The organism is Gammaproteobacteria bacterium (genome assembly GCA_035546635.1).
GTDB lineage: Bacteria > Pseudomonadota > Gammaproteobacteria > JAURND01 > JAURND01 > DASZWJ01.
This window is the reverse complement of record DASZWJ010000034.1, coordinates 77,759-91,349: the sequence shown is the minus strand read 5'-3', so window position 1 is coordinate 91,349 and position 13,591 is coordinate 77,759. Positions and strand designations below refer to the sequence as shown.

At 43.5% G+C, this 13,591-nt stretch carries 14 protein-coding genes; 3 read left to right on the top strand and 11 right to left on the bottom strand.

What is annotated here, in order from left to right; translation table 11 throughout:
* Nucleotides 1-178 precede the first annotated feature (178 nt).
* The 4 genes from VHE99_09795 to icmT all read right to left on the bottom strand — a co-directional run bounded on the left by VHE99_09795 (nucleotide 179) and on the right by icmT (nucleotide 1,537).
* Nucleotides 179-418: a hypothetical protein gene (locus VHE99_09795; GenBank protein ID HVV69303.1), complete on the bottom strand. Its 240-nt coding sequence runs from the start codon at nucleotides 416-418 to the stop codon at nucleotides 179-181.
* A gap of 10 nt (nucleotides 419-428) precedes the next feature.
* Nucleotides 429-674: a hypothetical protein gene (locus tag VHE99_09790; GenBank protein ID HVV69302.1), complete on the bottom strand. Its 246-nt coding sequence runs from the start codon at nucleotides 672-674 to the stop codon at nucleotides 429-431.
* A 206-nt stretch (nucleotides 675-880) separates the two neighbouring features.
* The gene (locus VHE99_09785) at nucleotides 881-1,219 is read right to left on the bottom strand and encodes a type IV secretion IcmS family protein (protein ID HVV69301.1); all 339 of its coding nucleotides are present in this window, start codon (nucleotides 1,217-1,219) and stop codon (nucleotides 881-883) included.
* Nucleotides 1,220-1,276: 57 nt separating this feature from the next.
* On the bottom strand, nucleotides 1,277-1,537 hold the full coding sequence (gene icmT / locus VHE99_09780) for an IcmT/TraK family protein (protein HVV69300.1): 261 nt from the start codon (nucleotides 1,535-1,537) through the stop codon (nucleotides 1,277-1,279).
* A 201-nt stretch (nucleotides 1,538-1,738) separates the two neighbouring features.
* Here icmT and dotD point away from each other — a divergent pair, with 201 nt between their 5' ends.
* The 3 genes from dotD to dotB all read left to right on the top strand — a co-directional run bounded on the left by dotD (nucleotide 1,739) and on the right by dotB (nucleotide 4,498).
* The gene (dotD, locus tag VHE99_09775) at nucleotides 1,739-2,227 is read left to right on the top strand and encodes a type IVB secretion system lipoprotein DotD (GenBank protein ID HVV69299.1); all 489 of its coding nucleotides are present in this window, start codon (nucleotides 1,739-1,741) and stop codon (nucleotides 2,225-2,227) included.
* 34 nt (nucleotides 2,228-2,261) lie between these two features.
* On the top strand, nucleotides 2,262-3,200 hold the full coding sequence (locus VHE99_09770) for a type IV secretion system DotC family protein (GenBank protein ID HVV69298.1): 939 nt from the start codon (nucleotides 2,262-2,264) through the stop codon (nucleotides 3,198-3,200).
* 167 nt (nucleotides 3,201-3,367) lie between these two features.
* Complete coding sequence (gene dotB / locus VHE99_09765) at nucleotides 3,368-4,498, top strand: Dot/Icm type IV secretion system ATPase DotB (protein HVV69297.1); 1,131 nt, start codon at nucleotides 3,368-3,370, stop codon at nucleotides 4,496-4,498.
* Between the two features lie 220 nt (nucleotides 4,499-4,718).
* Here the strand turns inward: dotB and VHE99_09760 are convergent, their stop codons facing one another.
* The 7 genes from VHE99_09760 to VHE99_09730 all read right to left on the bottom strand — a co-directional run bounded on the left by VHE99_09760 (nucleotide 4,719) and on the right by VHE99_09730 (nucleotide 13,437).
* Entirely contained in the window at nucleotides 4,719-7,367 is a 2,649-nt protein-coding gene (locus VHE99_09760) for a DotA/TraY family protein (GenBank protein ID HVV69296.1), read from the bottom strand.
* On the bottom strand, nucleotides 7,364-7,825 hold the full coding sequence (icmV, locus tag VHE99_09755; GenBank protein HVV69295.1) for a type IVB secretion system protein IcmV: 462 nt from the start codon (nucleotides 7,823-7,825) through the stop codon (nucleotides 7,364-7,366). The genes VHE99_09760 and icmV (VHE99_09755) overlap by 4 nt, the downstream gene beginning before the upstream one ends.
* Before the next feature lie 72 nt (nucleotides 7,826-7,897).
* On the bottom strand, nucleotides 7,898-10,651 hold the full coding sequence (locus VHE99_09750) for a DotA/TraY family protein (protein HVV69294.1): 2,754 nt from the start codon (nucleotides 10,649-10,651) through the stop codon (nucleotides 7,898-7,900).
* Nucleotides 10,648-11,109, bottom strand: coding sequence for a type IVB secretion system protein IcmV (gene icmV, locus VHE99_09745; GenBank protein ID HVV69293.1), 462 nt, complete (start codon nucleotides 11,107-11,109; stop codon nucleotides 10,648-10,650). Before icmV (VHE99_09745) ends, VHE99_09750 begins: the two co-directional genes overlap by 4 nt.
* 204 nt (nucleotides 11,110-11,313) lie before the next feature.
* Nucleotides 11,314-12,003 (bottom strand): tRNA (adenosine(37)-N6)-threonylcarbamoyltransferase complex dimerization subunit type 1 TsaB, encoded by a 690-nt coding sequence (gene tsaB / locus VHE99_09740; GenBank protein HVV69292.1) that lies wholly within the window; start codon nucleotides 12,001-12,003, stop codon nucleotides 11,314-11,316.
* A gap of 9 nt (nucleotides 12,004-12,012) precedes the next feature.
* Nucleotides 12,013-12,546 (bottom strand): hypothetical protein, encoded by a 534-nt coding sequence (locus VHE99_09735; protein HVV69291.1) that lies wholly within the window; start codon nucleotides 12,544-12,546, stop codon nucleotides 12,013-12,015.
* A gap of 135 nt (nucleotides 12,547-12,681) precedes the next feature.
* Entirely contained in the window at nucleotides 12,682-13,437 is a 756-nt protein-coding gene (locus VHE99_09730) for a hypothetical protein (protein HVV69290.1), read from the bottom strand.
* Nucleotides 13,438-13,591 lie beyond the last annotated feature (154 nt).

Sequence of the window (13,591 nt, the reverse complement as noted above, 5' to 3'; positions counted from 1 at the left end):
TCTGTAATAATTTATGAGGTACAGATCGTAAAAAAATCTGCCAGATTGGTGTTTATTTTACACAGGGAGGGGGCTGCAAGATATATTAGAAAATAACAAATTAAGCGAAAAATACAGGTAAAAATGCATGAATACGGAATTAATATTGCCAATCTTCCCGCAAGATTGAATTCCTCCACTAAATGCTGGAGGAATTCATAAACAAATTGACGCCATTCATACCGCGTTGAATCAGTATTTCTAGAAACTTACCTAATACAAACTTGCCTGCTTGTTTAATTGGAAAACTAATTGTTACCATTGAGGATAGATCACACAGAATGGCAATAGCTAAAACAATACAAATAGCCATTACCAACACTGCAAATACTAAAAATACATAATTATGCGCTTTTTCATGTTTTATCATAGTCTGCATCGCTATCACCTTAACCAATTGAATTATTTAAAAGCTTTTCTTTTGCTCGCAGCATCCACTTTTCTATTAAATGACCCAAAAGAAATTTAGCCAGGATTTCACATGCGATAGTGATAGGCAACAATGCTGCTGACTTCAATAAAACTACCACTAAACAGCCTACAAACAGTAAATTAATACCTGATAGTATATAGCGGCGGGTACTGCCAGAATCAACGGCAAGGGCTTTCATGGATTTAAAATAGTTTAATAGCATTGTGTTTAATCTCCCCTTTGGCTTCATACTTTAGTCAAGTTTTTATGGAGTTAATTTAAACACAGAATACCTGTATAAAAAGTAGTCAGCAGGCTGTGCAAAATGTAGTCATTTGGAGGGTGTTCATTGGGGGAAAAGGCAGAGAAAACAAACAGTGAGACAAATAAAAAGCTTAAATAAATCAATATGTTGCAGCAAGACTCAACTCAATCATACATTAATTCATCTAAGGACACAGCATCCTTAGAGGCAGCGGATTTGATTAGCTCCAGCATCACATCCGTCAAGCATAATAAACGTAATACATTAGGCGTAACTTCATCAAACTTAACTTCAACACCAAGCAAAGTTTTTTCAGCATCATCAAACATAGCGCCAATCCCATACCCGAGACACAATGAAGACAATTGGTCAGCACGACGCGCTATACCTGGCAAAAGTCCAGTCGAGGAGAAAACCTCATCATAGCTTATAGGCTTTTCATTAAAAGTAAATCTCACATTCAACGACTTTGCCAGCGCAGCTAGCTGTTTACTCAATTCCATTTATTTGCCTCATGGATAACGAAAGTTACTATATTTTTTGGAATTATTAAAAATTAGTCAAACCCACCAAGGTATGGCCACTTTTCTTCGTCCAGCAAGGGTACACCTGAGCCAGCGACCAAAAACCGCTACACTAAACCCATAATAATTCAAAACCGTGAAAAACGCTGTTACCGACACAGCTAATAAAATTGTCCACAACTTGATATGCAATAAACAAAAGAAGACTGGAAAAACCGCTCTGGCATCCACAAAAAAGAACCGCGGATAACGCGCTGAATCACGCCAATGGCTGTTGGGGGAAGGGGTCTTAAGCATATAATCACCTAAAAATTCTACTCTAATACATTTAAATTATAACACTTTATTGCCTCTAAAACTATCAAAGCCCTATAATTTCATTGACAGCCACTTCCCAACTTGCTTCAATACCGCAATCATAGCCAAGGCCTTGATTGCACTCTAAAATGCAGTCATGGCACTTCCACTAACCTCTCACTTGCGATGGTCAAAAGGACGATGAAAATTAAATTGCTGGTCGTGAGTCTTATGACAATTTTGTTGCTCCAAGGATGTACAAGATCAACGAAAGTTGTCGCTTATTATCCCCCAGATGCCGGCACACAAAATGCCCGAACAAAATTGACAGAAGCTGCCACCTCAGTCAGCGCTTCTCTCAATGAATTGGCAGCTATAGAAAAAGCCACCCACCCCAAAGCAAAACTAGCCCCCCCGTTAAATCCTGATAGCATCGGATTAGGAGCCCCCACTTCTGTAGACTGGACCGGCCCCGTGGAACCACTTGTCGCAAAATTAGCTGCTGCTGGCAATTATAAGTTCCGTGTCGTAGGCAAAAATCCCAATATTCCAGTTTTAGTTGCAGTTTATGCAGTCAACATGCCTATTGCGGATATCTTAAGAGACGCCAATTACCAAGCTGGCAAAAAAGCCGATATTGTCATATATCCCAGCCGCAGAACTATTGAATTGCGTTACCGTTATTCCTGAAATACGTACAATTCTTTAATGGCTACCCATACTCATGAGCAAAATTAATTTGAACATCGAAGCAACCAGAAGACTAGTTATCACGCATTTCTCAGATTTTGCCCAAAACATCAGTAACGATGGCAAATTATGGAGAATACTTAGCAAATTGGTCTTTATTTTTATTGCTGCCACACTGATAACTGCTTGCTCCAGCAACAAAAAACCACCTCCGCCCAGCATTATCAATGGCTACCCTGCCACAGCAACCGACGGTTCACAAGTCAATCAAATACGCCAAAGCATTTTAACCGAAACGGCTACCAGCATGGGCGCACAAAGCGGGTTAGCTTGGGCATCACAGCGCATTAATAAAATACTAGACATGAACGAACGTAATCTCGATCAGACTTTTAACTTCCACGCCCTACTTCTTAACCAAAACGTGTTACCCCCGGTCTTAACCCAAGGCGAAAAAGCCTTAAACCTAGACAATCCTGAAACGCTGCGTTTAGCCGATAGAGTTTTTAAAATTGAAAGCCCTCCACGTTTTGTCACCGCCCCACCTTCGTGGCGAGAATACTTATATATGAACTATGAGCAGCCGGAAAAACCCCCGGGTTCCTTATTACCCCGTACCGACGAAGAGCGTAAAATATGGAATGATGCCGTGGCAGAAGGTTGGCAGGATGGTATTCAACAAGCGAATTCCATCTTTTCTGAAAATATGGGACGTTTAAAACGCGATTATAATGGCATGATTACCTATCGCGTCTTGCTAGCACAAAACATGGTCACAGCACCGTTTGTCGCCAAAACTGATTTAGGCGTAACAGGAGATGACAACCAAATGCGCATTAACGACCAGGTATTGCGCATTACAGCAACTTCCAAGCTAATACCTAATAGCAAAAAATGGAAGGCCATTGTCCTGCCAGGCACTGACGGCGCCATCCGCAAACAGGGAACTGAAGGTACGGAAATGCTGGAGTAAAACGCTATTTCCCCTTCTAAAGCTCCTTCTCCCACAAGCACTGTAACCCCCTCTCCCCTTGTGGGAGAGGGGATACAGCGCTTAACACCTATGCCCCTGTGGGAGCAAGCCACAGTGCTTACGGGAGAAAGAAGGAAAAAAATCATCCACCACTATAAACTTTACCTATGAGCTCAGAATATCAATACCCCAATGAACCCCATCGCTTTACCTCGCATCATATCGAGCAGCTATTGGCGTTCTGCACAGAAAAAGGTGCTTCCGATATCACCTTACAAACTGCCGAACCCATCATTGCTGAAATACACGGAAAACTCTATAAAATTACCCGACGCAAACTCTCAAATGGTGAAGTCAGCGATATTTTAAATGGCATTTATGGTCCAAATGGTACCACTCAAGTTTTAAGCGGTCAGGACGTAGATACGCATTATGAATTCAGACCCACTCGCAGCAGCCGCTTCCGCTTTCGTGTCAATGGCACTGGGTGTCAAGTCGAAGGTCATGCCGGGATTCAATTGACACTGCGTACCATTCCTACCTACCCACCCGATCTCTCGACACTCAACCTGCCCAAACCCGTCTTAGACGCCATTGCACCGGAAGATGGCGTGGTTTACGTATGCGGAGCAACCGGCTCTGGAAAAAGCACCCTACTCGCCGCTATCATCAAGGAGATCGCAAAAGATCCCAATAGCCATAGAAAAATTTTAACTTATGAAGCGCCTATAGAATTCGTATTTGACGCCATTGATAAGCCCACCGCCATCGTCAGCCAATCAGAAATCCCCATGCACCTCCCTTCTTTCGCGGCTGGCGTCAGAAATGCTCTAAGGCGCAAACCACGTCTAATCCTGGTAGGTGAATCCCGCGACACCGAAACCATTAGCGCCGTACTAGAAGCCGCCTTAACCGGCCATCCGGTTTACACGACCGTACACAGTAACGGCGTCGCCGAAACCCTACGCCGCTTAGTAGGCGCTTTCCCCCCCGAAGAACTACAAGCCCGCACCATAGACATCATTGAAACCATCCGTCTGGTCATCTGGCAAAAACTCGTACCCACCGTCGATGGCAAACGCGTCGCCTTACGTGAATATCTAGTTTTTGATGAGGATACCCGCGATCAACTGTTATCCGTCGATCCAGAAAAAGTCACAGCCATCACCCGCCGCCTGGTCAATGAAAGGGGGCAGCCTATGATAAAAGACGCTGAACAGAAATTTAATGAAGGGATTATTTCGGAACGTGAATATAATCTACTTGTGCGCAGCTCACGTTCTAGTGAGTCAGGATAATTATATTCCCCCCTTTCAAGAATAAGTATCTACACAAGTAATTAGAAAATCCCTTCCCCTTCTCCCCTTGTGGGATAAGTTTGAGTTGGCTTTTAAGTTGAGAAGTTAAGTAGATACTGCAGACTTACCCCTCATCCGCCCTAACGGGCACCTTCTCCCACAAGGGGAGAAGGGGGGGCTAACTATTTATGTAGATACCTATCCAAGAGCAAAATACGCTCTATAGCTTAGGCCCCATACCTGAACCACTGCTGGTCATGCTCTTTATGCCGCCCGACATCTTATCGCTGCCTTTGGTCACGCTACCCTTCATCTGCTCAACCACACCCTGATCATGCAGATGCTGTATGGTATCCCCAATGGTACCGGTCACATGGTTTACCAACTCCGCAGTACACAAATTAGCCAAAGTCTGCGAGATGTACACCATTAAGGTCGAAAATACCATTAATATCACAGCTAGCGACACCGGTACTAAAATCGGGTCATTATACGCTTTAGCCAACATCGGCAAGAATTCTGATAGAATGGAGGTAATCAACAAATAACCAATATTAAACAGCGTCAAATAGGCCACAGCACCAATTGCTAGAATCGCCGGAGTTAATGCCGTCTTAGCCAGATCAGCCAAGAACCTTTCCCCGCGTCCTATCATCCCCTCACCATCTGAACGGATTAGGTTAAAGCAAAAAATAGGCGCACCCAGGACATTAATCATCACCATACCAATCCAGCGCAAACAAATTGCAGCAAACGCCACCACAAAGGTCAGCGGCACTACAATATATAACAACACACCACCGGCAAATAACATCACTGAAAGCGCAATATGGAAGGTCGAAAAAGTCTCAATACCTTTATGGACCAGATTGGAGCCTATACTCACAATTCCGCCAACAGCACCGCCGACATAAGGAATAGCGCTCACCACCTGGTTCAAACCATCCACAGCAGCTTTAACTAATGTCCCAACAAACAGAATCTTACCCGCTTGGAAAGTCGACTCCATAGCCGACACCATCATCTCGCCACCTACATAAATAGAACTGGCCATGGCATTAAATTTCGGGTTAAACAAATGACCTTCCAGACTTTCCATACTCCGGCCAATCATAGCAGTCATAATCGTCGCATAAAGCGGACCTAAAGGACCCAATTGACCTGTTAAATCCTGCAGTTGCGTAGTCATACCACCTTTTACCGCCAAGTCCTTAGCACTTAGAATGTCATCAACCAAGGCATCCAAGTTACCACTGGCATTACCCACCATATCACGGACACTTTGCTGTGCTGATGTGATTTTATCTATGCCATTTTGTAACTTTGAAGTATCGGCATCAAAAAAATCACCTACGTCTTTAAAAAACTCTGTTACACCCTTAGGTACTTCTAATAAACCTGCGGCCGCAGTTGCACCCGCGTCCAAAGACCATTTAGTCGCATCAAATATACCATTAAGATGCTCGAGATAACTCGCATCGCGGGTACCTGTATACAGTGCGGCAAAATCAATACCCGACCACTGACTATTGTCATCCATCAGCTTTAAATACTCATTCGCTTTGCTAACGTAGTTGGCATCCACTTTCGCCATTGCCGTGATTATCTGCTGTTTTTCGGTTCCATCTATCTCTTTAAGCACACCGATGGTAGAACTGCCAATATCCGTCAATTTAGCAGCAGGCGCATAATCGGAGAGTTTTATTGAGGTCAAATTATATAACCCAGGCGCTATAACCATCATCGGGGTAAAAATCCACCCTCTGTTGTTCAGCGTAGTCAACGAATTTTTCAGTTCGGTCTCTGCACTCACTGCAACCGCTTTTTTCAGTGGGTCAAGTAATGTGGCAAAACTAGTGCCAGCACCTGCCATCGCAGTTGCGGCTCTTTGCGCTATAGAATCTGCGCTAGTGGTATCGCTCGAATTAAGAGAAGCCAGCTCTCTGGCTACAGGTTGCAAATTCAACGCCATTTCAGTGACAGCCGCTTGCATATAACCCGCTAGCGTTTTCCGGGCACTCACTCTTTCAGCATCACTCGCCATTGGCAGGCCAACCGCACTAGCATCCCAGTCAACTTGCCCGCAATCATTGAGATATTCAGGTTCACCCGCTTTATTAGGACTATACGCCGGGTTTTTGCTGCCAAAAGTAATATTCCCCGAATTTTCACCTACATTAATGCTATAACCAATCTTAGCCAGTTCGCTACCGGCATCAGTGGAACTTCCTGATTCTTTTAACGCTTCATCGCGTAATTTTTTTCTTTCATCTGCGATATCCTGCAACTTATACATGCAGACCTCAGCCTTAAGCACATTAGCTGCAATCGGCATTAAAAAGTTTGTATCCGCAGAGGTAGAAGGTTTAGAAGTAAAAGTCTGACCTCCTGCCTGCAAATAATCATGTAACTTTTGCGTAATCTGATCTGCTAAACCCACGCCTTGGACTACGACCCATACTACGCCGTTCTGCGCCATGGAGTATCCAGTGGCTTTACTCGGTACTACCAAAGCGAAACCCATCACAATACGCAAAATCGTAAATACCGTTTTCTTACCGCGACTCTGCATCATTTCTCCGCTTTGTGCCGCAGTAATCACGGTATCCCATACCACAAATAAAATACCAAGGCCAATCACAATGACCCACACCGCATTGAAAACACCAAGAACAATACCGATGATTTGGTTACCCCGGCCATGCAAAACATTGCCGACAGCACCAAAAGTTCGCTCTAAAAGGCTAACTGAATAATCACCTTGTGGTGGCGTGAAGAAATGCAAATTCAGACTGGAAATATCAGCAAATGCCGCGACCGGCAACAGCATCAAGAGAACAATGAAACAATTTTTTACTATTCTGGTCATTTTTTTATTCTCCCCAGCGTATAGTTCGCCCAATCGCTAAAGCTCAGACCCAAACGACGATGTTTCATTTGTGTATACCAAAAATGATCTCTAAATGCTAAAGCCAACGCAATCACTACTAAAACACATCCGATAAAGGTAGCCAAAAACAACCCTGAAAACAGCAAATACATTGTGTACACAAACAATACTAGTGCTACCCCCACGAAAAACAGAGCTGTGCGCAAAAACGTTTTTCTACGCTCAACCACCATTTCTTCCGAGAGATTTAAACGCACTAATGCTTCTTCAAAAGTCTCTTTGATCACAACTCTTTTTTGTTTACGATCCCAAACTTCTTTCGCAGGATCACGCACAAAACTGTTAAAGCTGTCTTTTAACTGATCCCAGCCCACCATACGCTTAGGATTGCGAAATGGGAAAAACGCTCGACCTAGGCCAGTAAACAGTTTTTTCATGGAACTACCCTCAATAATCAATTTTCTTTCCGTTATTCTACTTAGGTAGCATTAACAGAACATTAAAGCATGCTATTGCTTATCCTTCGCCATAATACCGCTACCACCGCTGGCCATGCCTTTAACTTTGTCAGTCGGATACTGACTGCCCTCTTGAATTCTGGTGCGAATCTCCTGGGTCGGCTGCTGATCTTGCAACTGCTGTATTGTGTCACCAATAGTACTAGTCACCTGATTCACAAAGTCGGTAGTACATAAAGTAGACAATGTTGTCGCTAAATACAGCATCATCGCCGAAAATGTCAGTAATATCAGTGTTAATGTTACTGGTATCAATATCGCGGAATTATAGGCTTTAGCCAGCATAGGTAAAAAGGCACTAAACACGGTCGTCACAATCATAAATCCAATATTAAACAATATGACAAACGCGATCGCACCAATGGCTAAAAGAGCTGGTGTCAGCACAGTTTTCGCCAAATCCCCGAGAAAACGCTCCCCACGTCCAGCTAAACCTTCACTATCCGCCCGAATCAGGTTAAAGCAAAAAATCGGCGCAGCTAATATGTTAATTAACACCATACCAATCCAACGCAAGCAAATCGACGCAAACGCGACTATAAAAGTCAGTGGCACCATGAAATACAGCATCACCCCACCTGCAAACATCAAAAGGGATAAGGCAATATGAAAACCAGTAAAGCTTTCAATACCCTTATGCACCAGGTTGGTGCCTACATCCATCACACCGCCTACTACTTTTCCACCTGGGATCATGCCAACAATCTGGCTTAAACCATTCATACCCGCTTGTACCAGCGTGGAGATAAACATAATCTTACCACCCAGGAAAACCGACTTCATGGCGCCCACCATCATGTCGCCCCCCAACTGAATGGAGCTGACTAGTGCGTTAGTATTTGAACTAAACACATAATTCTCAAAGCTAGTGATACTCTTGCCAATCATGGCTGTCATCACGGTGGCATACATCGGACCTAAAGGCCCCAGCTGACCTGTCAATGCTATGAGTTCAGAAGTCATTCCGCCTTTCTCGGCTAAAGTAGCACTATTCTGAATATCACTCACTAACGTATTTAAATTGCCGATGGCACCATTGACTGAATCATTCAGAGAGCTCTGTAAGTTACTAATTTTATCGATAGCATTCTGCAAACCGCTGGTATCACCACCCACACCTGGAATGTGTACACTAATGTCTGGGGCACACAGGTCACCAATACACACCTCAGGGACACCAATGTCAAATCCATCCACAAAGAAATCTGCAATACTCTTAATACCCTGCATTAAGCCTTTAGGCACCTCCAACATACCATTGGCCGCCAAGCGCCCAGCATTCATAATTTCCCGGGTGCCATCAAAAATAACACTTAAATTATTAATATAATTACCATCAGGTGTTCCAACAGTGAACATGGCTTTAAAATCGATCTTAGGCCATTCATTATTGGTATCCATTAATTTCAATTGATTAGTAGCCAAGGTGACATAGTTATCGGTCTCCACATGCACTATGGCATCCATGATCTCTTGACGTTGTTCTGAACTTAAGACTTTGATTTTATTGGCCGGCTCATTGAGAACCAGATTAGGCGGTGTGACTGCCGGCATATAACTTTCCATGTTGAGCGAATCCACTGAATATAGTCCAGGCACAACAACCATCATCGGCATGAAAACCCAGCCCCTTTCATTCAAATGCGTCAATCTAGTTTTTAAACCCTGTTCTCCAGTGATTGCTATGGCGCCTCTGATGGGATCGATCAATGTCGTATAACTAACACCCGCACCCGCAATGGCGGTAGCTGCTCTATCGGCTATCTTTTTAAAGTTTTCAGTATTTTCATCGGTATCACTTAAATCAGCAGAAGCCAATTCTCGGGCTAGGGGCTGTAAAGTCACCACTAAATCAGTCACGCCAGCTTGCATATAACCAGCTAGCGTTTTTTTCATACTCGCTGCTTGGCTTTCAGTGGCATCGGGTAATGGCAGGACTAAGTTCCAATGGGCTTCACCACAGTCACTGAGATATTCAGTGCCGGTAGTAGGATCATCAGGGGAATAATTTGGATTTTTGCTGCCAAAAGTTACACTACCTGAAGTCGTGCCAACATTAATGCTATAACCCATCTTATCAAATTCACTAGGGGGGTTTGGCTCAACGCCAGTTCCTTTTAATGCTTCGTCTTCTTCTTTTTTCTTTTGATCTAGGAAATCCTGTACCTTAAACATACAGACTTCAGCTTTAAGAATATCGGCAGCCACGCTCATCAACGGTTCAATTTCGGTAGCGCTTGACGGTTTTGGCGTAAAAGTTTGTCCACCTGCTTGTGCATAATCATGCACTTTTTCAGTAATTTCGTCCGCCAATCCAACGCCCTGCACCACCGCCCACACCACACCGGTCTGCGCCATGGAATAACCCGTGGAGCTGCTTGGCACTACCAAACAAAAACCCACCACAATACGTATGATGGTAAACGCTGCTTTTTTGCCATTTCTTTGCATCATTTCACCGCTATGCGCTGCAGTCATAACGGAATCCCAAACCAGAAATAAAATACCAAGACCAATCACAATCACCCACATGGCATTAAATATGCCGAGCAACAAACCAACGATCTGATTGCCTTTACCGTGTAACACACTACCCACGGCGCCAAAAGTGCGCTCTAGCAGACTCACTGAAAAATCACTGGTGGGAACAGTAAAGAGATGTAAACCGGTAGAATTATCGGCAAATGCCGCAACTGGCAACAACATCACAAGGAAAATCAGACAATTTTTTACTGTTCTACTCATCTTTTATTTCCCCTAAAAGTATAGCCAGTCCATTCGTTAAAAGTGATTCCTAGGCGGCGCTGTTGCATTTGCGTATACCAAAAATGCTCGCGAAAAGCTAAAGCTAAAGCAATAACCACTAATACCAGTGCAATAAAAGTGGCTAATAATAGGCCAGAAAATAGTAAATCCACTGTGTAGATAAACAAGGCAACTGCCATTACTACAAAAAATAATGCCGTTCGGAAAAAAGTTTTTTTTCGGGCTGAGAGGTCTTCTTCTGATATATTTAAGCGGGTCACCGCCTGTTCAAAAGTTTCAGTGGTTTTGGTTTTTTTATTCCGGCGACCCAATACTTCTTTAGCTGGATCACGCACAAAGCTGTTAAAGCTTTCTTGCAATTGATCCCAACCAACCATACGCTTTGGATTGCGAAAAGGGAAAAATGCGCGACCTACGCCGCTTAACAACTTTTTCAAGAAACTACCCTCAATAAATATAACAGGCTTGAAGGGTATTTTATAAGAAAACTATTAAGGGAATATTAAAAAGGGTGGAGAGCTAAGAGCGCGAGCAGCTTACCTGCTGTTAATTGCTGGGGAGTCGTCTGCATTTCCAGAAAACAAGCAGAAGATAAATATCACAAAAAAACACGAAAATGTTTAAATTTTTGCATTAAAATTCTAAATATCTTTAGGGTTGGATAGCTTTTTCCAAGTATCTGCCTGGTGCAAATAATAAGGAACTACCGCTTCAGGGAGCACAAAACACCCCCTGGAGAAAGCAATTTCTGCCAATTTTGCAACGTCTATAGCCTGAGGATGCAATGTCTTTATGGATTTTATGCCTGGTATCCGCTGATTTAATACTTCTGCATAAATTTCCCAGCCATTCCCAACTCCTAAATAATCGCATTTTTCAGGTATAGGAACCTCTGCTGGATTGCAGCGTTGCTCCGAAATGACTGAGTGCATAGATTGTTCATGCCACTTATAAACACCCCAATAAATTTCCCCCGAATGGCCATCCATTGCGACTAGGACATTTTTTGCTTGAAAATCACGATAAGCGCCTTGTGCCATAGCCGTTAAGGTTGAAACCGGTATGACAGGTAAGTCTGCACCTAAAGCCAACCCTTGAGCCACACTGGCAGCAAGCCGGATGCCGGTAAAACTACCTGGACCATTGGTAAAAGCCACCGCATCTAATTGGGATAAGTGAACATCCGCTACCGACAATAATTGTTCAATCATGGTTAAAATACGCCGCGACTGCTGCCGCGGCGTGATTTCAAATAACTCAGTCACACTGCCATCCAAAAACAGAGCAGCTGAACAAGCTTCTGTGGAGGTATCAAAGGCTAGTAATTTCAAAGAATATTCCTAGTGAGATATTTCCTGCACAGTAATATTCACATTGGTTAATTTCGCCATTCCGGTACTAGTCACATTAGGGTAGGTAAAACCCCGACTCCAAATAGGCATATATGGGAATTGCAGTGAACCATCCGCTTTACTGGGATCAATAGGGCTTGGATCCATATATAATGTACCTCCCTGGTAACAGATGCCCAGCTTGGTATGCTGCTCTGGATTTTCGGCGCTGACTATTGTCAATTTCTCGTTACACTTCCCTTCTCTGATATTAAAGGAAATGGGCTGAAAAGCTGTCAGTTGCGTAAAAGGAGGCATCAGCGCCTTTCCATCTTGAATGTTTACTGATAACAAGGAGCTACCACCCTTAGCATGAGATATTTTCGATCTCTGGGCTTGGTGATAATTCTCGATCAATTGTTCACGCTGGCTATCACTGTATTGATCCCATTCACTTTGGGAAATGCCTAGTTTATTGGGAGAAACTGTGGCGCAACCTGTTAAAAACAGTGATAGGAATATCAGATAGTAAAATTTACGCATGACTACCCCATTGGACTTTTAATTTATAAACATTGAAAATTTATGAACACAAATAAAAGAGCCGCTATTTAAACTTCTAAATAACGGCTCCTTTAAACCAAACTATTTTAACAAATGCTAGTGCATTGTTTTGTCTTAGCTGGTTGAGGTTGAACTACCTTCTAATGGATCGCTGCTTGAGGTATCCGTGCTACCCTGAGTTTGATCGGTTCCAGAAGTTGAACTCGTAGATTCAGTTGTAGTGCTTGAGGTTGCACTGCCGGATTGGTCAGCACCTGATGTAGTGGTAGTGGTGGTAGACTGAGTAGTATCCGGTGTTGTTGTAGACTGATCGGTTGAACCCGGTGTAGTAGTTGTTGTTGTTGTTGTAGACTGAGATTGGGTAGATGAATCAGGTGTAGTTGTAGTGGGCTGATCCGTTGAGCCAGGCACAGTTGATTGATCGGTTGAACCAGGTACAGTTACGTTGCTTGTAGACTGATCGGTTGAGCCAGGGACGGTTGCACTGGTTCCAGACTGATCGGTTGAACCAGGTACAGTTACGCTGTTTGTGGACTGATCGGTTGAACCAGGAACAGTTGTAGTAGTAGTCGATTGATCAGAGCTGCCAGGAACGGTAGTAGTTGTAGTAGACTGCTCAGAACCCGGTGCTGCGCTTGTGGATATGGATTGCTCAGAGCTAGGAGCAGTTGATGTTGTTGTAGACTCTTCAGAGCTGCTAGTGGTGGTGGTAGTAGATTCATCACTACTGGCTGGGGTTGTCTCAGTTGTGCTGGTGCTGGTTTCTGTAGTCGTCGTACTTCCATCTGTGGTATCAGACGACTGATCTTGTTTTTGGCAACCAGCCAAAACCAGTGCAAATGCAGCTATTAAAGACAATAAAACACGCATATTTAAATCTCCTTAAAAAAATTATTCGATTAAAAACGGAAAAAGTGATAACGACAACAACAAAAACCAGCATCGACACACGCGAATAAAAGACTGACCCTACCTCTTCGGAAGATATTTCTAACACAATTAAAGAGAAAATGAAACATATTTG

Excerpts from the sequence above, each read along its gene's own strand:
- VHE99_09795 (HVV69303.1), bottom strand. The coding sequence starts at position 418 with ATGCAGACTATGATAAAACATGAAAAAGCGCATAATTATGTATTTTTA.
- VHE99_09790 (HVV69302.1), bottom strand. The coding sequence starts at position 674 with ATGCTATTAAACTATTTTAAATCCATGAAAGCCCTTGCCGTTGATTCT.
- VHE99_09785 (HVV69301.1), bottom strand. The coding sequence starts at position 1,219 with ATGGAATTGAGTAAACAGCTAGCTGCGCTGGCAAAGTCGTTGAATGTG.
- icmT (HVV69300.1), bottom strand. The coding sequence starts at position 1,537 with ATGCTTAAGACCCCTTCCCCCAACAGCCATTGGCGTGATTCAGCGCGT.
- dotD (HVV69299.1), top strand. The coding sequence starts at position 1,739 with ATGAAAATTAAATTGCTGGTCGTGAGTCTTATGACAATTTTGTTGCTC.
- VHE99_09770 (HVV69298.1), top strand. The coding sequence starts at position 2,262 with ATGAGCAAAATTAATTTGAACATCGAAGCAACCAGAAGACTAGTTATC.
- dotB (HVV69297.1), top strand. The coding sequence starts at position 3,368 with ATGAGCTCAGAATATCAATACCCCAATGAACCCCATCGCTTTACCTCG.
- VHE99_09760 (HVV69296.1), bottom strand. The coding sequence starts at position 7,367 with ATGACCAGAATAGTAAAAAATTGTTTCATTGTTCTCTTGATGCTGTTG.
- icmV (HVV69295.1), bottom strand. The coding sequence starts at position 7,825 with ATGAAAAAACTGTTTACTGGCCTAGGTCGAGCGTTTTTCCCATTTCGC.
- VHE99_09750 (HVV69294.1), bottom strand. The coding sequence starts at position 10,651 with ATGAGTAGAACAGTAAAAAATTGTCTGATTTTCCTTGTGATGTTGTTG.
- VHE99_09735 (HVV69291.1), bottom strand. The coding sequence starts at position 12,546 with ATGCGTAAATTTTACTATCTGATATTCCTATCACTGTTTTTAACAGGT.
- VHE99_09730 (HVV69290.1), bottom strand. The coding sequence starts at position 13,437 with ATGCGTGTTTTATTGTCTTTAATAGCTGCATTTGCACTGGTTTTGGCT.